19 protein-coding genes and 1 rRNA gene are annotated in these 20177 nt (G+C 58.3%); 10 read left to right on the top strand and 10 right to left on the bottom strand.

What is annotated here, in order from left to right; translation table 11 throughout:
• The first annotated feature begins 113 nt into the window (after positions 1–113).
• Positions 114–836, top strand: a complete 723-nt coding sequence (locus QVF59_RS03535; RefSeq protein WP_159880657.1) for a substrate-binding periplasmic protein — start codon at positions 114–116, stop codon at positions 834–836.
• Here QVF59_RS03535 and QVF59_RS03530 read toward each other — a convergent pair.
• On the bottom strand, positions 812–1405 hold the full coding sequence (locus tag QVF59_RS03530; RefSeq protein ID WP_287877413.1) for a TetR/AcrR family transcriptional regulator: 594 nt from the start codon (positions 1403–1405) through the stop codon (positions 812–814). The two genes, QVF59_RS03535 and QVF59_RS03530, sit on opposite strands and share 25 nt — an antisense overlap.
• A gap of 183 nt (positions 1406–1588) precedes the next feature.
• Here QVF59_RS03530 and QVF59_RS03525 point away from each other — a divergent pair, with 183 nt between their 5' ends.
• The 4 genes from QVF59_RS03525 (at position 1589) to QVF59_RS03510 (ending at position 6212) form a co-directional block, all read left to right on the top strand.
• The gene (locus QVF59_RS03525) at positions 1589–2491 is read left to right on the top strand and encodes a sensor domain-containing diguanylate cyclase (protein ID WP_287877411.1); all 903 of its coding nucleotides are present in this window, start codon (positions 1589–1591) and stop codon (positions 2489–2491) included.
• Between the two features lie 36 nt (positions 2492–2527).
• On the top strand, positions 2528–3385 hold the full coding sequence (locus QVF59_RS03520; protein WP_287877409.1) for an AraC family transcriptional regulator: 858 nt from the start codon (positions 2528–2530) through the stop codon (positions 3383–3385).
• 76 nt (positions 3386–3461) lie between these two features.
• On the top strand, positions 3462–4010 hold the full coding sequence (locus QVF59_RS03515) for a YbhB/YbcL family Raf kinase inhibitor-like protein (protein ID WP_159880661.1): 549 nt from the start codon (positions 3462–3464) through the stop codon (positions 4008–4010).
• 309 nt (positions 4011–4319) lie between these two features.
• Entirely contained in the window at positions 4320–6212 is a 1893-nt protein-coding gene (locus tag QVF59_RS03510) for a sensor domain-containing diguanylate cyclase (RefSeq protein WP_159880662.1), read from the top strand.
• Here the strand turns inward: QVF59_RS03510 and QVF59_RS03505 are convergent.
• Positions 6194–7180, bottom strand: a complete 987-nt coding sequence (locus tag QVF59_RS03505) for an FUSC family protein (RefSeq protein ID WP_159880663.1) — start codon at positions 7178–7180, stop codon at positions 6194–6196. The two genes, QVF59_RS03510 and QVF59_RS03505, sit on opposite strands and share 19 nt — an antisense overlap.
• A gap of 119 nt (positions 7181–7299) precedes the next feature.
• On the opposite strand from QVF59_RS03505, the gene QVF59_RS03500 reads away from it, so the two are divergent.
• Positions 7300–8016, top strand: a complete 717-nt coding sequence (locus QVF59_RS03500; protein ID WP_159880664.1) for a pseudouridine synthase — start codon at positions 7300–7302, stop codon at positions 8014–8016.
• Positions 8017–8034: 18 nt separating this feature from the next.
• Here the strand turns inward: QVF59_RS03500 and QVF59_RS03495 are convergent, their stop codons facing one another.
• Positions 8035–8370, bottom strand: coding sequence for a rhodanese-like domain-containing protein (locus tag QVF59_RS03495; protein ID WP_159880665.1), 336 nt, complete (start codon positions 8368–8370; stop codon positions 8035–8037).
• A gap of 1107 nt (positions 8371–9477) precedes the next feature.
• Here QVF59_RS03495 and QVF59_RS03490 point away from each other — a divergent pair.
• A complete protein-coding gene (locus tag QVF59_RS03490) occupies positions 9478–10002 on the top strand; it encodes a Dps family protein (RefSeq protein ID WP_159880666.1) in 525 nt (174 codons plus the stop codon).
• A 119-nt stretch (positions 10003–10121) separates the two neighbouring features.
• On the opposite strand, the gene QVF59_RS03485 is transcribed toward QVF59_RS03490, so the two are convergent.
• The 7 genes from QVF59_RS03485 to QVF59_RS03455 form a co-directional block, all read right to left on the bottom strand.
• Positions 10122–11579, bottom strand: a complete 1458-nt coding sequence (locus tag QVF59_RS03485; RefSeq protein ID WP_287877408.1) for a methyl-accepting chemotaxis protein — start codon at positions 11577–11579, stop codon at positions 10122–10124.
• Positions 11579–12133, bottom strand: a complete 555-nt coding sequence (locus tag QVF59_RS03480) for a PAS domain-containing protein (RefSeq protein ID WP_287877406.1) — start codon at positions 12131–12133, stop codon at positions 11579–11581. Before QVF59_RS03480 ends, QVF59_RS03485 begins: the two co-directional genes overlap by 1 nt.
• A 138-nt stretch (positions 12134–12271) precedes the next feature.
• Positions 12272–12952 carry a Fe2+-dependent dioxygenase gene (locus QVF59_RS03475; RefSeq protein ID WP_159880669.1) on the bottom strand — a complete coding sequence of 227 codons (681 nt, stop codon included), beginning with the start codon at positions 12950–12952 and terminating at the stop codon, positions 12272–12274.
• Positions 12953–13090: 138 nt separating this feature from the next.
• Positions 13091–15250, bottom strand: a complete 2160-nt coding sequence (locus QVF59_RS03470; RefSeq protein WP_287877405.1) for a TonB-dependent receptor — start codon at positions 15248–15250, stop codon at positions 13091–13093.
• A 182-nt stretch (positions 15251–15432) separates the two neighbouring features.
• Positions 15433–15843 carry an ExbD/TolR family protein gene (locus QVF59_RS03465; RefSeq protein WP_287877403.1) on the bottom strand — a complete coding sequence of 137 codons (411 nt, stop codon included), beginning with the start codon at positions 15841–15843 and terminating at the stop codon, positions 15433–15435.
• Positions 15830–16438, bottom strand: a complete 609-nt coding sequence (locus QVF59_RS03460) for a MotA/TolQ/ExbB proton channel family protein (protein WP_240902555.1) — start codon at positions 16436–16438, stop codon at positions 15830–15832. Before QVF59_RS03460 ends, QVF59_RS03465 begins: the two co-directional genes overlap by 14 nt.
• A 65-nt stretch (positions 16439–16503) precedes the next feature.
• On the bottom strand, positions 16504–17202 hold the full coding sequence (locus QVF59_RS03455; protein ID WP_287877400.1) for an energy transducer TonB: 699 nt from the start codon (positions 17200–17202) through the stop codon (positions 16504–16506).
• A 173-nt stretch (positions 17203–17375) separates the two neighbouring features.
• Here QVF59_RS03455 and hslV point away from each other — a divergent pair, with 173 nt between their 5' ends.
• The 3 genes from hslV to QVF59_RS03440 all read left to right on the top strand — a co-directional run.
• Positions 17376–17936 (top strand): ATP-dependent protease subunit HslV, encoded by a 561-nt coding sequence (gene hslV / locus QVF59_RS03450; RefSeq protein WP_159880674.1) that lies wholly within the window; start codon positions 17376–17378, stop codon positions 17934–17936.
• A gap of 67 nt (positions 17937–18003) precedes the next feature.
• Entirely contained in the window at positions 18004–19344 is a 1341-nt protein-coding gene (gene hslU / locus QVF59_RS03445) for an ATP-dependent protease ATPase subunit HslU (RefSeq protein WP_287877398.1), read from the top strand.
• Positions 19345–19819: 475 nt separating this feature from the next.
• Positions 19820–20177 (top strand): 16S ribosomal RNA (locus QVF59_RS03440); the annotation flags it as partial.

Below are 20177 nucleotides of genomic sequence, written 5' to 3'. Positions count from 1 at the left end.
ATGCCGGCCAGACATGGCCGTGGTTCATCGGGTGTGCATGTTTGCACGCCATGCTGCTGGCCTGGGCAATGCCTGTCCACGCACAGCGCTCTCCCCCCTTGCAGGATGGGCAGATGGCCATTGTTCTTGGCTCGGATGACTGGCCGCCTTATATCGGTGCCGGGCTGCCGGATTACGGCATCCTGTCGCGGGTGGTGACGGCTGCGTTTGCCCGCGGCAAGGTCACGGTCAGCTATCGCTTTTTGCCGAATAACCGCAGCCTGCAATCCGCCCGCAACGGCATGGTGGATGGCAGCCTGGGCTGGGCACCCAGCACGGACCGTCAGCAAGACCTGCTGTACAGCCAGCCGGTGATGTCGGCCCGCATGGTGTTTTTCCAGCGCAAGGCCCATGCGGTGCACTGGACTCAACTGTCTGATCTGGCCGGACTGCGTATTGGCGTCACCATTGGCAATTATTATTCCGACGAATTCGACCGGCTGTCACGGCAGGGCATCCTGCATACTGATGGCGTTGGCGATGATCTGAGCAATTTCCGCAAGCTGCTGGCGCGGCGCATTGATTTGTTCCCCATTGAGGAGGAAGTCGGCCAGTTCTTGCTGTCCCGTAATTTCTCACCCCGCGAAACCCGTCAGCTGGAGCGCACCCAGCCCTTCTGGATGGCCCCCATGCACGTGGTGATCTGGCGCAGGCATCCGCGTGGTGCCGAGCTGATTGCCCGTTTCAACCGCGGACTGCTGGCCTTGCAGCGCAGCGGCGACTTTGACCGCATGGTGCGGGAAACGCGCCAGGCCTGTCTGCGCAGCAGCACTCAGGTGCCGGACAGAGGCGAGTAATGGGTGATCATCGCTTCGGCCTCCTGTAGCAGCCTGGCCGACAGTTCGCCATCGGTAACCGCACGTGACAGCAGCAAGGCCCCCACCATCAGGCTGAGCTGAACCGCTGGCGTGAATGGACTGGTCGCTACGCTGCCATCCTGCACGGCTGCCTGGCCCAGGGTATCCAGCTGTTGTTGCAGGCCTGCGGTAAAAGCCTGCCGCGCCGGCGCGGTATGCCGGCTCAGCTCCCCGGCCAGGGCGGCGGCAACACAGCCGGTATCGGGAAAGTCACGGTGCTGGATGCTTAGGTAATGTTGGGCGACGGCCAGGCGCTGCTGACCGGTTTCGGCCTGCTGTATCTGATGCTGCCATTGCTGGCTGGTGTGTTCCATTGCCTGGCGGCAGGCTTGGGCGACCAGATCTTCCTTATCCTTGAAGTGCCAGTAAAAACCGCCATGTGTTAGGCCAAGATCGGCCATCAGGTTGGCAATGCCTACGGCGGCAATGCCTTCGGAGCGGAATCGCATGGTGGCCATGTCCAGAATGCGCTGGCGGATGGCGGTTTTGTGTTGTTTGTCATAGCGCATGCTGGCTTCCTGATTGATTCACTTAATTTTATATTATGGATATCATATAAATAATTGCTAAATGAATCAGCAAGATAGCGCAGATGATTTGACATGTTCCAAGGGTCAGGTGGGCTTGTATTGTGAGCGGCTGGTTTCTATTCCTTAGTTTCAGCAGCCCATTTCATGATCAGGAGCGAGCAGATGGTGCTCAAACAGCGGGATTTCCGCCATATCGTAGAACATGCCAACGATGCCATCGTGGTAACTGAAGTGCTGCCGCATACTGAGCCCGGACCAAGGATTGTCTACGTCAACCATGCCTTCTGCCGGCTGTGTGGCTATGACAGGGCGGAAATCCTGGGTCGAAGCCCACGTTTTCTGCAAGGCCCGCAAACCGACCGGAGCGTGCTGCAGACTATTCGTATCGCAATGGAAGAGGCCAGACCCATCCGTTTGCAGCTGCTCAATTATCACAAGTCAGGGCGCGCCTACTGGGTTGAGTTAAGCATCATGCCCTTGCTGGATGATGCCGGCAGCGCCAGCCACTTTGTCGCCATCGAGCGGGATGTGACCCAGTGGCATAGCCTGCATGAGGCGCTGTATCTGCTGGCGGTTACGGATGAACTCACCGGCCTGTTCAACCGGCGCATGTTTGTTGATGTCGGCAACAAATTCCTGAATCTGGCCCGACGACATGGCACGTCCCTGTGCGTGGTGATGCTGGATCTGGACCATTTCAAGCTGGTCAATGACTGCTATGGTCACCAGACGGGAGACCAGTTGCTGCAGCTTGTCGGGAAGGTGCTGGAGAAGGGAATACGCGACAGCGATGTTGCCGGCCGGCTGGGTGGCGAGGAGTTTGGCATCTTGCTGCCGGATACGGCACAGCAAGATGCCTTGCTGGTGGTGCGACGCATACAGACGCTGTTGCATAGCGAGTGCCGCCAGACCAATCTCCCCGCCGGGGCGTGGGTAACGGTCAGCATCGGCCTGAGCATGCTTGGCACCGCCGATTCCCGGCTGGACAGTATCCTGCAGCGTGCCGACCAGGCCTTGTATACGGCCAAGGAGCGGGGTCGCAACCGCATAGAAATCAGCAGCTGACTTGCCATGGTGGCGGATACACGTTGCAATGCAGCCATGTCGTCAACTGCATATCCGGCCAGACCGCTGGTCATCTACCATTCCCGATCGCAGCAGCGCATTACCCGCATGCCGGTGGTGCAAGCCTTGCTGGTTGCCGTTATCGAAGGCAGCAAGATCATCCATACCACAGCCGGCGAGCTGGTTTGCCCTGCCGGGCAGTGGTTGCTGCTGCCGGCCGGCCAAGAGCTGACGCTGACCAATCAACCGGATGCCCATACCGGACAGTACCTGGCACTGGCGCTGGCGCAAGATGCCAGCTGGCTGCAGCGTTTTCACAGCCTGTATGGTCATCTGCTGCATGAGGCAGCGCCAGGCCTGCCGGTGCTACAGCCGGGCAGCGCCAGCCAGCAAGCTATGCAGCACTTGCTGGCAGTACAGGAAGGCTGCGATGGCCCGGTAGACATGGCATTGGCAGAACATGCCTGGCAGGGGCTGATGCTGGCCCTGCTGCAGCAAGGCCAGGGCCGCAGCATACTGGTATTGCCAGCGCATGATACCCGTCAACAATTGCAATCCTTGTTCAGTTTTGATCCGGCACATCGCTGGACGCCGGCCAGCGTGGCGCAACGGCTGGCCATGAGCGAGGCCACATTGCGTCGCCGGCTGGCGGCGGAGTCGGTCACGTTCAGCGGTTTGCTGACGGAAATCCGCTTGGCGCATGCACTGGCGCTGGTCATGACGGGGCATCAATCCATGCTGGAAGTAGCACTGGCCGCGGGATATCAGTCTCCCTCCCGTTTTGCCGCCGCATTTCGCCGGCGTTTTGGCCTGACGCCCAGTGCCTTGCGTGCCACTCGTGGCAGTGTGAGCGGCATGGGCGACAAACTGCGCGCAGCAGGCGCGCCGGGATGACTGCGCTTGCCTAGAATGGGTTTCGGCAGCAGGAGATGAATTCCTGCACGGAGCAATGGTTTAGCGGAGGAAAATCATGCGCGATTATGTGTGGACCGGCCTTGTGCTGGTGGCCTTGTGCAGTGCTGCACAGGCTTTTGAGCTGGACAGCCCGGATATCAAGGCCGGGGGAAATCTGTCGCGGTTGCAGGAATACCAGGGTTTTGGCTGCAGTGGTGGCAATACCTCGCCAGCATTGCGCTGGCGGGATATTCCTGCGGGAACCCGCAGCCTGGCGGTCACCGTCTATGACCCGGATGCACCCACGGGCAGTGGTTGGTGGCACTGGGTAGTGTTCAATTTGCCGGTAGCAAGCAGAGGATTGCCGGCCGGAGCGGGCAGTGCCGATGGCCATCTGCTGCCTGCCGGTGCGGTACAGAGCCGCACTGATTATGGCCAGGCAGGCTTTGGTGGTGCGTGCCCGCCGCAAGGCGACAAGCCGCATCGCTATGTTTTTACCGTGCATGCGCTCAAGGTGGAAAAGCTTGATCTGCCGGCGGATGCAATGCCGGCACTGGTTGGATTCATGTTGCATGCCAATAGTCTGGGACAGGCCAGCTTCACGGCTCGTTATGGACGGCATTGAGGCCGGGCCTGCAGTAAGGTGCGGTACGTAGCGCTTCTGCTTGCGGTGGCGATGCGTCACCAGCCACTTTCCGGTCTTGGGATGTGGGCCGCATGAAGCTGCTTTGCCGCGGGCTGTGGTACTGATCTGTTCGATCAGTACCACAGCCAGGCAGTGCGCTGAACGATTCCGTGGATTTATCCCGTTGTCTTGGCTATTCTTGCTGCCCATGCCGCGACACAAATGACGCCTTCCGGTTGCTCTGTCTCGGTTTCATGGGGAGTGGCCGTGTTCTTATCTGGCAAATCGGTGAAGCCTTGGTTGGGGCGCTTGGCGCAGACCTTACTGTTTGCGCTGTTGTTGTGGCTGCTGGTGTTGTTGACCCTGCAGTTGCCGCACTCGGTAGAGTTTGGCGCACTGGCGCTGCCCTTGTGGCTGCCCGCTGGTCTGGCGTTGGCGCTAGGTGTGACACAGGGCTGGCGCTGCTGGCCCGGCCTGCTGCTGGGATTTTTCCTGGCAAATGCCTTGCTGCTGCAGCATGACGTCGCCCATGGGCTGGCACTGGCTGTGGTGCAGAGCCTGTCTCCGCTGCTGGCCGCCGGTTTTCTGCGATCTCGCCTGCAACACACCCCGCCGTTCTACCGCCTGTCGCGCGTGCTGCTATTTCTGTGGTGCGGTGTGCTGGTCAATACCCTGCTCTCGGTTCTGCTTGCGCATCTGGTGCTGGACTACAGCGTGCTGCCTGCGGGTGCCTCGCGCTGGAATGCCCTGTTTTCGCGTTGGCTGGGCGAGGTAAATGGCATTCTGGTGCTGACGCCACCCATATTGTTCCTGCTGCTGGATGCGCCAGTCCGCTCGGCCAGCAATCCCGCGCGCTGGCTGGAAAGTGCATTGCTGACCTGGACTAGCCTGTGCCTGGCCGTGGTGGAGTTCATCGTTGCCGACTTCCGTCACGGGGTCGCGGCAGCGTTGTGGCCATTGTTTTTCATTGCCCTGATGTGGGTGGCATTCCGGTGCCGGCTGGCGCTGGCTTACTGCTTGCATGGCACGATTGTGTTGCTGGCCTTTGTCGGCGTGCTGTTGCATAACGGCCTTGCCTATCAGGATGCGGGAATGAGTGGCATTGCCGCGGCCGGCATGTTGTTGCTGGTGCAGTCGCTGGCCTTGCTGGTGTTTGGTGCTTTGGTGGCAGAGCGCCGCTTTGCCGAGGACTGGCTGCGTCGTGCCAACCAGACGCTGGAAGCCAAGGTGGTGGAGCGTACCCGGCAACTAGCACAAAGCGAGGCCAGGCTAAAGCTGATGGCCGATGCTTCGCCCTTTCCCATGGTGATGAACAATCTGGATGGCGGCGGGCTGATTTATGCCAACGCGCAGGCCGAAAGCCTGTTCAAGTGCCGGCTGGACGAGCTGCAACACCGGGTGCAGGATTTTTATGTCGACCAGGAGACACGCAAACAGGTTTCCACCCTGCTGCACGTGCATGGGGCGGTGCGTGACCACGAGGTCAAGTTGCATGATGCCGAGGGCCGGCAGTTCTGGGCGTTGGTGTCCTGTTCGGTGGTACACAGCGACCAGGCCCTGTATGTGATCAGCGGCATCAACGACATTAGCGAACGCAAACGGCTGGAGCGCAGCCTGCACGAGGCCAACGACGCCTTGCGCCAGCATGTGGCGGAAATCGAATCCCTGCATGTCGGCCTGCGCGAGCAGGTAAGGCGCGATCCCTTAACCGGCCTGTTCAACCGCCGCTATCTGGATGAAATCCTGCCGCGCTTGCTGGCGCACATGCTGGCATTGAACGGAACAGTGGCTGTCATGATGCTGGATGCCGACCATTTCAAGCGCATCAATGATAATTACGGGCACCAGTGCGGCGATGCCGTATTGGCGGCATTGGGTGCCTTCCTGCGCGACCGCTTCCGCAGTGGTGATGTGGTATGTCGTTACGGTGGCGAAGAGTTCTGCATCCTGATGCCGGGCATTGCACTGGAAGCCGCCAGTGATAAAGCCTGGCAGCTTTGCGAGGCAGTACGCCAGCTGCCCATCCAGGCGGCAGAACATTGTCTGCACATCACCTTGTCAGTTGGCCTGTCGGTTTGCCCGCTGCATGGTGAAGATCCGGAAAGCCTGATCCATGCTGCCGACGCGGCCTTGTATCAGGCCAAGGCCCAGGGGCGTGACCGGGTCTGTCTGGCGCATTCCGGTCAGCCTGCCTTGTCCTGAGCCAGGGCGTGCAATTGCTTGACGCCCATTTCCAGCCACCAGGCCAAGCTGCCCAGCAACACTCCAACCAGCAGGGTATCGGCCACTCGCTCCACCACGCCATGTTGTACCTGCGTTACCGGCATGGCTGACAAGACCAGCAGGGTGAGCCCTGCGATGAACCAGCGGAAGCTGCGCTGCATCAGCATCAGGGCGGTGGCAAGAGACAGGCACAGAATCAGCATGTGAATGGCCGGTGCCGGCTGCCACCAGGCCAGCGCAGCTGCCATCACCCCGCCCGCCAGCGTGCCATAGACTCTTTCTTTTACCAACCAGATCATGCGCTGCGGGGATGGGTCGATGATGCCGACTACCAAGACCGGCAGCCACCAGGTATGTGGCAGATGCATGCGGGCAGAGGCCAGCCAGGCCAGACATCCCCATAGCACCAGATGCCAGGCATAGCGCCGGGTGTCTGCCAGAGACGCTCCAGGCAATACGCGTTGCCAGCCACGCAGACCCCAGTGGCCCAGCATCAGTCCGTACAGCGCACCGGCAAGGGCCAGCAGAGCGTGCAGGCCGGCTGGAATGCCCTGCGATGGCATCATATTGCTCAGCAGCAGGCAGAACACCCAGAACTGCATGCCCTTGTGCAAGCCACGCCGGGCTGCCACCGCCATCAACAGCAGCATGCCGGCCAGCACCGGCAGCATCATCCAGCTTTGTCCGGCATAGGCATGGCCCAGCCACTGCATGGCAGGTAGCCCGGCCAGTGAGGGCAGGCTCAGCCGTCTGGCCAGCAGTACGATCATCATTGAATAGGCTGCGCTCAGCGTAAACGGGAAAATCCAGCTGGCAGGCTGATTACTGATGGCAATCAGCACCGCGGGTGTAAACAGCAGCGTGCTGGTGCTCACGGCGCGCATCAGGCGAAAGCGCTCGTGGCGGATGGTGGCAAGGCCGCGCAGGGCCAGGCGGGGATAAGTCATCAGGGCGATTCCTGCAGGCGGGTGGCGTGGCGGTGGTTTCATCATAGGCAAGCACGCCGGCGGGGTCATCTGCCGGTGGTTGCCATACCGCATATCGGGTGGCGTGCTAACATTTCGCCATGGAACTCTACAGACTATTGCAACAGCAAGGCTTCGGCAGCCGCAAGGAATGCCGCAAGCTGGTGGAATACGGGCTGGTGGAAATCAACGGTGGCGTGGCCGAAGATTACCGCCAGGAATGGGCTGCGGAAGATATCGACGAGCTGGTGGTCGATGGCGAGCCTTGGACGCTGCATACAGCTGCCATCTACGTGATGCTGCACAAGCCCGACGGCTACGAAACCTCACACAAACCCATGCACCACCCCAGTGTGTATACCTTGCTGCCCTGGCAGTTTGGCAATCTGGACATTTCGGCTGTAGGGAGGCTGGATGTCGACACTACCGGGCTTCTGCTGCTGACCAACGACGGCCAGTTCGTGCATGCGCTGAGCTCACCCAAGCGCCATGTGCCCAAGTGCTATGAAGTCACCCTCAAACACCCGGTGGTGGATGATCTGGTACGGCACTTGCTGGCCGGGGTATTTCTTAAGGATGACAACGAGAAAATCGCTGCTGATCAGGTAGAGGTGGTGGACGAAATTACCATTCGCATGACTATTACCCAAGGCAAATATCACCAGGTGAAACGCATGGTGGCAGCAGCGGGCAACCGGGTGATGGATCTGCATCGTCTGTCGGTCGGCGCGGTGCAGTTGGGCGATCTGGATGAGGGCCAGTGGCGCTATCTGGAGGCCGGGGAGTTGGCCAGTTTCGGTTTTGCCCTAGCAGAATAAAGCCGTGCAGCCTGGTGGCTAAAGCAGCTGGTGCAGTTTCTGCATGGCTTCACGCATGCCGCTGACACTTTCGATGTGAGTGTAGCCCAGACTACGTAGCTGGGCTGCCGCCAGCTTTGCTCGTTCACCGGTGCGGCAGTACAGGGTCAGTGGTGTTGCCGGGTCTGGAATGGTGCTGGCCGCCTGTTGTTCCAGTTGCTCCAGTGGCAGAGAACGCGCACCTGGAATGTGCTCGGCACTGAACTCTTCACTTGAGCCGACATCAATTACCAGCCGGCTGGCGCCGCTCAGCATGCGGTGGGCAAAGGCCGCCGCAGTAACGCCGCCCAGCAATGCTCCAAAAAGATGTTTCATTGTCCTTGCCTGTCCCGTTTTTGTGCTGGTATCCAGCTGGCACACTCTTATTCCATGTTCCAGTTTTACATGCATTTGCCATGGGGCGCATTGTGGCAATTACCTAGTGAGATGTAATAAATAGCAAAACGCACGCCTGCGTTTTTAAGGCGGTGCTTCACCTGCTTCTCCCCCTGCCACAGCTTCCCTGTGTGCTTTCCTTCCGGTTGGCAGAATCAAAGTAAGGACATGTGACGACAGCATGGCTGTGCAATGCACATCGGTTATGTGCCTCCCGTGCTCGTGCTGCGTTTTTTATCCAGGCTATCCATATAAGCCGATGGCCTCGGCATGTGGTTTTGTCACGGCTCCTCGCTCAAGCATGCGCATCCCGTTTCGGATCATCTTGCTTACGCTGTTAGGCAGCTCTTGCCTGAGCGTGACCTGTGTTACCCGCGCCCCCACACCCTCCTGCTAGAGCTGTGGCTGGTGGTCATGCGCGTGGTCCAGTCTGTCTCTGTACATGGGCCGGTGCTTGCCCGATCAAAACGCATGACTGCGTATGGCGATGTGTGAATGACCGTACGGCATGGGCTTGATGGCGGAGGGGCGTCGGTTGGCTGCTATTTCCCTGCAATCTGCCTGTTTGGTGCTTGCTGGTGTGTGGGGTATTGCAACTTGTGAATGGCGTGTCACGCCAGTGATGTTCTTGGTCTGCACTCTTTGGTCAGAGCGGGTATCGGTAGCCGGGTATGAGGTAAATCTTGCCGTATTTTGAAAGATGGGTTTTATGTGAAGAGTGCTGATGAAAAATTGATCATCTACAAATTTGTAATTTTTGTAATGAAATACATGTTTTATATACGTAAAAATATGTTGCGACTGGCTAAGGTGTGTCTGCCCACGGATTTGCTATCACTCCTGGCGCGCGGCCTGTAGCAGGGGCCGGGTATATGCACAGCATGCGCTGCGGGAGTGAATGAGTACGCTTCGGAAAATTCAATGAAGTTTCATTGAAATTCCTCATTGTTCTGACCTGCTGCTAGCCATAGCTTTCTGAAGCAGCCACCTGTCGAGGCATCCATGCACGCAGGCTGCACGTTTGCCATTCACAGAAAGAATCCAGCCATGACACAATCAAGTGATTCCATCTCCCTGCATGCCCGCCCCGATGCCGCGCTGCATACCCCTAGTGGTTTAAGCGCTGCCGCTACCCGTGATATCAGCGCTGCGCTGAATGGCTTGCTGGCAGATGTATTTGCCTTGTACCTGAAAACCAAGAACTTTCATTGGCATGTCAGTGGGCCACACTTCAGGGACTATCACCTGCTGCTGGATGAGCAGGGTGATCAGCTGTATGCAATGACTGATCCGCTGGCAGAGCGCATTCGCAAGGTTGGTGGTTCCACTCTGCGTTCTATCGGCCATATTGCACGGCAGCAGCGTATCAAGGATAACGATGCCAGCTATGTCACCCCACAGGACATGCTGGCTGAGTTGCGGGAGGATAATGCGACGCTGGCTGCCCGCTTGCGCGAGGCGCATGGTGTTTGCGAAGAACATCGTGATATTGCAGGTGCCAGCCAGATTGAGAACTGGATAGATGAAACCGAGCGTCGTTGCTGGTTCCTGTTTGAGGCCAGCCGCCGCTGAGGCGGGTAGCACGGGTTGCTGCCTGGGCGTAAATGAAAACAGCTGCTGGCCATGGCCAGCAGCTGTTTTATCTGTGTTTGACCCGCTCAGAAAACCGGTGGGCCAGGGAGTAATGGCGTTTAGCGCGGTGCGGTCCTTGTCGCTGATGGTGCATGTTTCTCTTCAACCATCCGGTCCAGCAGTTGCAGCACTTCCGCACTGTCCTGCTCCATGGTGCGCATATGACGGATGATGGCTTCTTCGTCGAGATGTTCTTTGCTGGCCGCTGTTGAAATGGCGCTTTCAATGCTGCTGTCCACCTTCTGGTCGGGTGTCGCCAGCTGGCTCAAGGCACGGGTATTGCCAAAACTGTTGTGCCCTTCGCTTTGTCGCCATGTCGCCAGATGGCTGCCATGGGCGATGGCAGCACCTTCCTCGATAGCGTGGTAGGCCATCTGTTTATGCATGACATGCCCCACTTTTTGCAGCGAAACCTGCGACATGTCGCGCACGCGCTGTACTTGGCCCAGTACGGTGTCAGACTGCTCGGCCAGTGTGGCAAAGCGGTTGCGGAATGATTCAACCGATGACTTGACTTCTGCCGCAACAGAGCCGGCTTCACCTGCCCGGGCGTGCATGTCGCTGATACGGCTGGACAGACTGCCCAGCACGGATTGCACGCGGTGGGCGGTGTCCTTGCTGCGCTCGGCCAGCTTGCGTACTTCATCGGCTACCACGGCAAAACCACGGCCCATTTCACCGGCGCGTGCTGCTTCGATGGCGGCATTCAATGCCAGCAGATTGGTCTGGTCGGCAATGGCGGAAATGGCGGCCAGCGATGATTCGATCCCTGTCCATTCCTGCGCCAGAGAGCTGCTGGCTTCGTTCATGCTGACAACGCTGCCAGCAATGGTGTCCATATGGCCGGACAGCAATACTGCGCTATCCAGGCTTTCGCGCGAGGCACTGGCGGTATCTCGGGTGATGCTGGAAACCTGATCCATTGCAGTGCTGATGACGGTAAGGTCAGTCTGGTTGCTGGCCAGGTTTTCACGCAGATGCGGGTTGTTCAGTGCGGCCAGCTGGGAGGAAAGACGGTTTTTGCGGATATAGCCGTCATTGTCGGCCATGGCCTGGATGGCACTGTCCACATTGCGTAGCGATTCGGCAAACATGCCCGGCAGGCCCTGGCTGAGTGGGCGGCGTGTGTAGTCGTTTTGGCTGACGCGACGGAAGCTGGTGTTGATTTCCTTGAAATAGGTTTCAACCAGATCAAGAAAATCATTCAGCTCCCAGGCGACCAGGCCAACTTCACCCATATCGCGCGTGCGGGATGCGCGGTGGTGCAGTTCGCCCTCACAGGCATAGCCCAGCTGCTCGTGCAGGGTATTGAGCACGGTAAAGATACGGCTGCTGCCCAGCCAGATCAGCGTGGATAAGGCGAGCGAAAGTACCACCAGAAATACCTCGACGGCCAGTCGCCAGCTGTCGGGGAGTAATAGTGAGGCCAGTACGGTACAGATGGTGAGTATGTTGAAGCCAATCAACCAGAAGCCAAGTCGGGTGCGCAGAAAGGGAGAGTGTGAGCGGCGGGCCATTATGTGGATTTCCCGGTGGTAAGGTGGGGATCGAGCAGGGAGAGTACAAAGCTTTCGTAGCTGTGGCCCTGCTTGGCCAGTTCGGCCAGCAACCATTCCATCGAGGCATCCGGTGCCGTCGCCTTGTTGTGGGTACTTTCCAGCTGGCACATGCGGGCATAAATGGGAATCACCGTATCCACTGCCCGGCGGCCAGGCGGGCGACGTACCGAGAAATAACCTTCCAGCTTGTTTTTGCTATCGTAATCCGGTGTGACGTTGGCCAGTACCCAGTAGTAATTGCCGCTGGCCGTATAGTTTTTGACCACACCAAAGAATTCGCGCCCGGCCTGCAGGGTTTTCCACATCAGGCGGTATACCCCGCGTGGCATGTCCGGATGGCGAATCAGGTTGTGGGGCTTGCCTAGCAGCTCGCTTTCCGGATATTCAGCCAGCTGCATGAATACACGATTGGCATAGGTGATATGCCCAGTGCTGTCGGTCTTGGTGACAATCAGTTCATCGTCTTCCAGCTGCACTTCCCGACTGTTTTGTGGTCTGATCTGGCTCGTCATGGTGGGCTTCCGCAAGAATATCCGTTGAGGATATGTCAATTCAGTAGTTCTACCGAGAACTTTACTTATTTGCGTCGAAATATTTCATGACAGCGATCAGCTTTTTTGATCTTTCCGTCAGAAAGCCGCTGATACCAGCTATAAATCCGCCCACATCCGCAATAGGTTGTGATAATTGGCGGTCAGGGTCACCAGTTCGGCGGTATCGCCAAGCTGCTGGCGCAGTTGGGAAATGGCCATGTCCATATCAAACAGCAGGCTGCGTTTGGCATCGTCGCGGATCATGCTTTGTGTCCAGAAGAACGAGGCGATACGGGCACCGCGGCTAACTGGCTCAACCCGGTGCAGGCTAGTGGAGGGGTAGAGCACCATATCGCCGGCCGGCAGTTTCACACTGTGCAGGCCATAGGTGTCTTCCACAATCAGTTCGCCACCATCGTATTCGTCCGGCTGGCTGAAAAACAGGGTGCAGGATACATCGGTGCGTACCCAGCTTTGGTCAAAGGGGTGGCTGCGCACGGCATTGTCCACGTGATTGCCAAAGTCCATGCCGCCCTGGTAGCAGTTGAACAGGGGTGGGAAAACGGTTTTGGGCAGTGCCGCGGAGAAAAACAGCGTATTGCGTTTGAGCGCGGCTTCCACCATGGCTTGCAGCTCGCGGGCAATGTCCAGATGTTGTGGCAATTGCAGATTGCGTTTGACCTGCGCGGACTGGCTGCCGGCGGTAATGCGGCCATCGGCCCAGTCCGCCTGGCTTAGCAGCATGCGACCATGGGCAAGTTCTTCGGGAGTCAGGACGTCGGGGATATGTAACAGCATGCCGTGTTCGCTTTGTGTTTGGGTGTTAAAACCCTGCACTACTGCCGGTGGCTGATGTGCAGGCATGAAGCACAAATCCTGTCGGCATGTTTCATGTATTCATGCCGACAGGTTGGCTTATTTATCCATATTTATTCATCAATACTTCAGGCCGATGGTCAGTTGGGCTTCGCGCGGGGTTCCCACGGTGGCGTGGCCGGTATAGGCACCGTCGTAATAGGTTTTGTTGGTCAGGTTGTTCAGGTTCAACTGGAAACGATAATGCTTGGTTTCGTAGCTGAGCATGGCATTGCCCACCGTGTAGGACGGCAGATAAAGCGTGTTGGTCTCGTTGGCATAGCGCTTGCCGACATAGGTGGCACCAATTCCACCGGTAATTTCGTCGGTAAATTTGTACGTGGTCCAGATATTGGCAGTGGCGCGTGGGGTGTAACGCGGCATCTTGCCGGTGGTGCTGTTCTGGCCCGGTGCGGCCTTGTCTATCTTCGAATCCATAAAGGTAACGCCGGCAAAGATTTCCCAGCGTTCGGTCAGGCGGCCATTACCTTCCACCTCGATACCGTTGGTATGACGCTTGCCGGAGAGGGTAACTACCGAGGTGTCATCCGGGTCGGTATTGCGCTCATTGGTTTTCTCGATGCGGAACAGCGCGGCCCGCAGGCTGGCATCGCCATCCAGCAAGTCCCATTTGGCACCCAGTTCGATATTGCGGTTTTTCTCCGGGTCTACCTTGGCGGTAGCCTTGTCCAGCGCATAGGTTTCACCAGACGGGTTGAACGAGGTGCCGTAGCTGAAGTAATAGGACTGGGCCATGTCCGGTTGCCAGATCAGGCCGCTGCGCCAGCTCCACACATTATCCGTGCGCGACAGGTCGTAAGTGTTGCTGCTGTTCACGCTGCCATCGGAATTGAAACCACGCACATTGTAGTCACCTTCGAAGCGGTCAAAGCGGGTGCCCAGCACGGCTTTCCACTGGCGGTTCAGCTCGATGGTATCCATGGTGTAGAGCGCAATGTCGCTGGCTTGGAACTTGGTATTGCTGCTGCGGTAGCGTGCCGTATTGATGGCCGTGGACGACACCGGGTTGCCAATGGTGGTGGTGGGCAGGGTGTTGAGCAGGGTGTAGCGGCTGGTATCGGACAGCTCGTAAGTCAACTCCAGCCCGGTCAGCAGAGTATGCCGGATGTCGCCGGTAGAGAAGCGCGTGGTCAGGTCGGTCTGGTTGTTAACCGACTGGTCCACGCCGTCACGCATAGGCTTGCTACGGCGGATCAGGCCGGTGGCGCTGGTGTCGCTGCTGGCCAGGCGCGGGGCCGTGGGGCTGACATCGCGCCAGAAGCGGTTATAGCGCAGCTGGTTGCTCAGCTCGGTGCCATTGCCAAAATCGTGGGTGATCTTGGCGGTGACGATATCGGCGGTGGTTTTTTCGTAGTCGCTGTCAAAACCGTAGAACTTGCTGCGATCCACACTCAGCGGCTGGTGCGTAACCGAGTTGTACGGTACGCCGTAGTCCGGTACGTTATTTTCTTCCTGGTGCATATAGGACAGCACCACCGTGGTGGGTTCGCCCAGGCCGAAGGCCACCGACGGGGCAAAGCCCCAGCGTTCGTTCTTGGCCGAACCACGGTCGCTGCCGTCGTGGGTATCCATCAGGTTAAGGCGTACCGCGGAGTGATCGCCGGTCATCTGGTTGATGTCGGCGGTGACGCGCTGGTAGTCATTGGTACCGATGGTGAGGTCGCCTTCCAGCTTGCTGCCCAGATAGGGCGATTTGCTGACCTGGTTGACCACCCCGCCGGTAGAGCCACGGCCAAACAGCATGGAGCTGGCACCCTTCAGCACTTCCACCTTGTCATCATTGAAGGCATCGCGGTTGTACTGGCCGATATCACGCATGCCGTCGCGATAGGTATCGGTGGCGGCGGAAAAGCCGCGAATCACCACCTGGTCACCGGTCCGGCCGCCTTCGCCTGCCGCAAAGGTGATGCCGGGCACATTGCGCAGTGCGTCTTTCAGCGTGGCCACGCCCTGATCTTGCATCAGCTGCTGGTTGACCACGGTGATGGATTGCGGAATATCACGCAGCTGCTGCTTGGTTTTGCCGATATTGGTGGTTTCGGTCTTATAGGTGTCACGCACCGGGGCTTCGCCCTCTACGGTGACCGTTTCCAGCGTCTGGCCGGTTTCTGCCGCCAGCGCCAGGCTGGGGCTCAAGGCCACAGCCAGCATGCCGACTGCCATGCGGGCGGGTAGTTTGCGCTGCGCCAGGTGAGGCGATTGCTGCAAGCTTTGTTTCATTTAATCCTCTTTTATTGTGTGTCAATCACGGTAGATCACTGCCTTTGCCCCGCCAGAACGCGGCGCAGCCGTCCTCGCATGCTGTGTGGGCAGCATGTGTGGCAGCAGGTAACGGCAGAGGTGGTAACAACTGGCCGCTCACCCCCGTGATGGCCAGTTGTCAGAACAGCGGAAGGCTGTTGTCAGGGTGCTTCGGTCAGAAAACCGATGCGGCTGATGCCGCTTTGCTGAGCGGAAGCCAGCGTAGTGGCCACCAGTTCGTAGCGCACGCTCTTGTCGGCGCGCAGGTTCAGTTCCACCTTGGGGTTGGACTGGACTGCAGCGGTAAAGCGGGCGTCCAGGGCATCCTTGCTGATGGGCTGGTCGTTCCAGAACAGCTCGCCACCGGCATTGATGGACAGGCGGATCTGCTCCGGCTTGTCCTGATGTTCGGCGGCGGCTGCCTGGGGCAGATCCAGCTTCACGCTATTGGTCAGCAGCGGGGCGGTGATGATGAATACCACCAGCAGCACCAGCATCACATCCACCAGCGGCGTGGTATTGATTTCGGCCATCGGCGCGCCAGGGCCTTTGTCAAAACTACCGAACGCCATGGGCAGACTCCGGCTGGGTCAGCAACTGGGCGTGCAGGTCATGGGCAAAATGATCCAGCTGCTGCGACATCACCCGCTGGGTTCGGGTAAAGGCGTTGTAGGCCAGTACCGCGGGAATGGCGGCAGCCAGACCGGCTGCGGTGGCAATCAGCGCCTCACCGATGGGCCCGGCCACGGTGGCGATGCTCACCTGGCCAGCCGTGCCGATGTTCACCAGTGCGTGATAAATCCCCCACACCGTACCGAACAGGCCAATGAATGGTGCTGTCGAGCCTACCGAGGCCAGCAGGGTCATGCCGTTTTCCTGGCGTGCGTTTTCCTGGGCTAGTGCCTTGCGGATGGCACGTGTGACAAATTCGTTCAAATCGCAGGCCTTGCCCAGTGAGCGTTCGGCATGCTGCTGATGGTGGCGCAAGGCCGCCAGTCCTTCGCGGGTGATATGGGCCATGGGTGCCGTGGATGAGACCAGTGCCTGTTCGGCTGCATTCCAGTCCGGTGCATCCCACAGGGCGGTTTCGGCCTGACGGTTAGCCTGACGCAGGCGATAAGTCTGTACCCCGCGCTGCAGGATGAACGACCAGGTCGCAACAGACATAAGAATGAGAATCATGAATGTTGTGATCAGCACAACATCCCCTTGTTGGAAGACAGTCAGTAGCTTCATGGTTTACGCAGGTTCTTCAGGGAAAATTCGACAGGAACGATAAAGGTATAAGGAATGGACTCATCACCACGCTTGGCCGGAATGAATTTCCAGCCGCGTACTGCGGTCAGTGCAGCACGGTCCAGACGGGGAAAGCCGCTGCTGTGCTCCAGCTCTACCGCCACCGGCAAACCCTGTGCGCTGACCTGGACACGCAGACGCACGGTGCCGGTTTCTTCCATTTCAAGTGACAGCGGCGGGTAGGCCGGTTTGGGATTATTCAGATATCCGCCACGGTATAGCGGCTCATGCACTGCCGGTGCTGGTACCGGAGCGGCGGCAACCGGGGCTGCAGGTGCCGCTGCTGTCGGTGCCGTGTTATCAACGGCAGCTGCAGCAGGCTTGATTGCCGGAGCCGTCGCACGGGCAGCCGGTCTGGCGGCTGGTTTCGCTGCAGGTACGGCAGCAGGACGCGCTACTGCGGGCTTGGCCGGTGCACGCTGTTTGTTCTGACTGGGCTGTACGACCGGAGCCGCCGGTGCACTGGGTGCAGCCAGTGTCATTGTCGGCAGGCTGGCCAACTGAGGCAGGATGACCGGTGGCGTACTGGCCAGCCAGCCTGCAATCAGCAGCAGAGCCAGCACATGCAGGCTGCAACTTCCCAGAAAAGCAGCAGAAGGCAGCGCAGCTGAAGAAGATTGGAGTCGGAGGTTCATGCCGAAATGATAATGCAAACAATTATCATTAGCAATTATTAAGAAGAGGCTTTGCCCGGTATCACATCAAACCATGCGCAGGGAAGGGTCGCCTTGTAATCCCCCCGAATGCCTGCATATTGCAAACTGCACGTCTGCATGGCGCAGGCGCATTCAATAGACTGGAACAGAACATGCAGCAGTTTGACGGAACCACCATCGTCTCCGTCCGTCGCGGCGAGCGCGTGGCGCTGGGCGGCGACGGTCAGGTCACCCTCGGCAATATCGTGATCAAGTCCACGGCACGCAAGATCCGCCGGCTATACCAAGGCAAGGTGTTGGCCGGATTTGCCGGCGGTACTGCCGATGCCTTCACCCTGTTCGAACGCTTCGAGGCCAAGCTGGAAAAACACCAGGGCCATCTGGTGCGCTCCGCGGTGGAGCTGGCCAAGGACTGGCGTACCGACCGCATGCTGCGCCGACTGGAAGCCATGCTGATCGTGGCCGACAAGGAAGCCACCCTCATCATCACCGGTAACGGCGATGTGCTGGAGCCAGAGCAGGGTATTGCCGCCATCGGTTCCGGCGGAGCCTTCGCCCAGTCAGCCGCGCGTGCACTGTTTGAAAACACCGAGCTGGATCCTGCCGTGGTGGTGAAGAAGTCACTGGAAATCGCTGGCGACATCTGTATCTACACCAACCAGAACCACCTCATCGAAACGCTGGGAGAAGAAGCCCGGCCGGCTGCCGAATAAGCATTGTTTTCATCCCCACCGATTCACAGGCCGCTGCAGCCCGCATGCAACGGCCGGGAGTAAAGTCATGACCCAAATGACCCCGCAAGAAATCGTTCACGAACTCAACAAGCACATTATTGGTCAGGATGCCGCCAAGCGTGCCGTCGCCATTGCCCTGCGCAACCGCTGGCGCCGCCAGCAGGTGGCAGAGCCGCTGCGCAGTGAAATCACCCCCAAGAACATCCTGATGATCGGACCCACCGGCGTGGGCAAGACCGAAATCGCCCGCCGCCTGGCGCGTCTGTCCGGTGCGCCCTTCATTAAAGTAGAAGCCACCAAGTTCACCGAGGTCGGCTATGTCGGTCGCGACGTGGACACCATCATCCGCGACCTGGTGGAAGTGGCCATCAAGGAAACCCGCGATGCCGCCATCAAGCGCAATCGTGTTCGTGCCGAAGATGCTGCCGAAGACCGTATCCTCGACGTACTGCTGCCGCCGGCACGCACCGCCCCCGGCTTCTTTGGTGAATCACAGGCTGAAGAAAGCAAGCCGGAAGACGGTCACACCCGGCAGAAATTCCGCAAGATGCTGCGCGAAGGCAAGCTGGACGACAAGGAAATCGAAATCGAAGTGGCTGCCCCGCAGTCCAAGATGGAAATCTTTGCCCCGCCCGGCATGGAAGACTTCTCCAGCCAGCTGCAAAACATGTTCCAGGGTATGAACGCCGGCAAGAAAAAGGCCAGCAAGCTGAAAGTAGCCGAAGCCTTCAAACTGCTGATTGACGAAGAAGCCGCCAAGCTGGTCAACGAAGACGAGCTCAAGGCCGAAGCCATGAAGAACGTCGAGCAGAACGGCATTGTCTTCCTCGATGAAATCGACAAGGTCACCAGCCGCTCGGAAGGGCAGGGGGCCGATGTCTCCCGCGCCGGCGTGCAGCGCGACCTGCTGCCGCTGGTGGAAGGCACCACCGTTTCCACCAAGTACGGCATGGTCAAGACCGACCACATCCTGTTTATTGCCTCCGGTGCCTTCCAGCTGTCCAAACCGTCCGATCTCATCCCGGAACTGCAAGGTCGCCTGCCCATCCGGGTAGAGCTCTCCTCGTTGTCGGTGGATGACTTCGTGCAAATCCTCACCAGCACCGACGCCTGCCTCACCCGCCAATACCAGGCACTACTGGCTACCGAAGGTGTTGAACTGGTGTTTGAGGAATCTGGCATCCGTCGCCTGGCCGAGATCGCCTGGCAGGTGAACGAAAAGACCGAAAACATCGGCGCGCGTCGTCTGTATACCGTCATGGAGAAACTGCTGGAAGAAATCTCCTACGACGCCAAGTCCGGCAGCTGCCAGATCGATGCTCACTATGTAGATGGCAAGCTGGACATGCTGTCCCAGCGTGAAGACCTGGCCCGTTACGTACTGTAAGGCCGTATCTGCTTCCACAAAGAACAGCGCCCATTGGGCGCTGTTCTGTTTTATGGCGGCAGAAAAATGAAAAATGCGTATAAACAGCGAAATGATTTGCTGATTTGACCATCCTGCACGATTTTCCTGCCGGAAAATCCCGGTAGTGGCTAGCAAATGAAGGGGTATCAACATCGACATTCAATTTGTTTCAGTTTTTATTCCGTTTTAAATCAAAGGCCTGTGGTGAAATCTGTAAAAACAACGCATTTTTTGAAAATAAGGTGTTGACGAGGGTAGGGCAGGGCGGTATAGTTCGCCTCCTCAGCAGACAACGCAGCGACGGAAACGAAACGCAGCGACCTGCACCGCTCTTTAAAAAACAGAATAACCGATAGGTGTGAGTGCTTGGCGAAAGCCAAATACTTGCACTGCAAGACAAGAAATACTTGTTATTTTCTTTGATCTTGCGTGCCAGAAAATTTGCTATGAGATTGAACTGAAGAGTTTGATCCTGGCTCAGATTGAACGCTGGCGGCATGCTTTACACATGCAAGTCGAACGGTAACAGGGAGCTTGCTCCGCTGACGAGTGGCGAACGGGTGAGTAATATATCGGAACGTACCCAAGAGTGGGGGATAACGTAGCGAAAGTTACGCTAATACCGCATACGATCTAAGGATGAAAGCAGGGGACCGCAAGGCCTTGTGCTCCTGGAGCGGCCGATATCTGATTAGCTAGTTGGTAGGGTAAAAGCCTACCAAGGCATCGATCAGTAGCTGGTCTGAGAGGACGACCAGCCACACTGGAACTGAGACACGGTCCAGACTCCTACGGGAGGCAGCAGTGGGGAA

It is taken from the genome of Aquitalea sp., from assembly GCF_030150775.1.
Taxonomy (GTDB): Bacteria; Pseudomonadota; Gammaproteobacteria; order Burkholderiales; family Chromobacteriaceae; genus Aquitalea; species Aquitalea denitrificans.
Note: the sequence above shows the minus strand (reverse complement) of the source record. Positions and strands in the feature narration are given on the sequence as shown.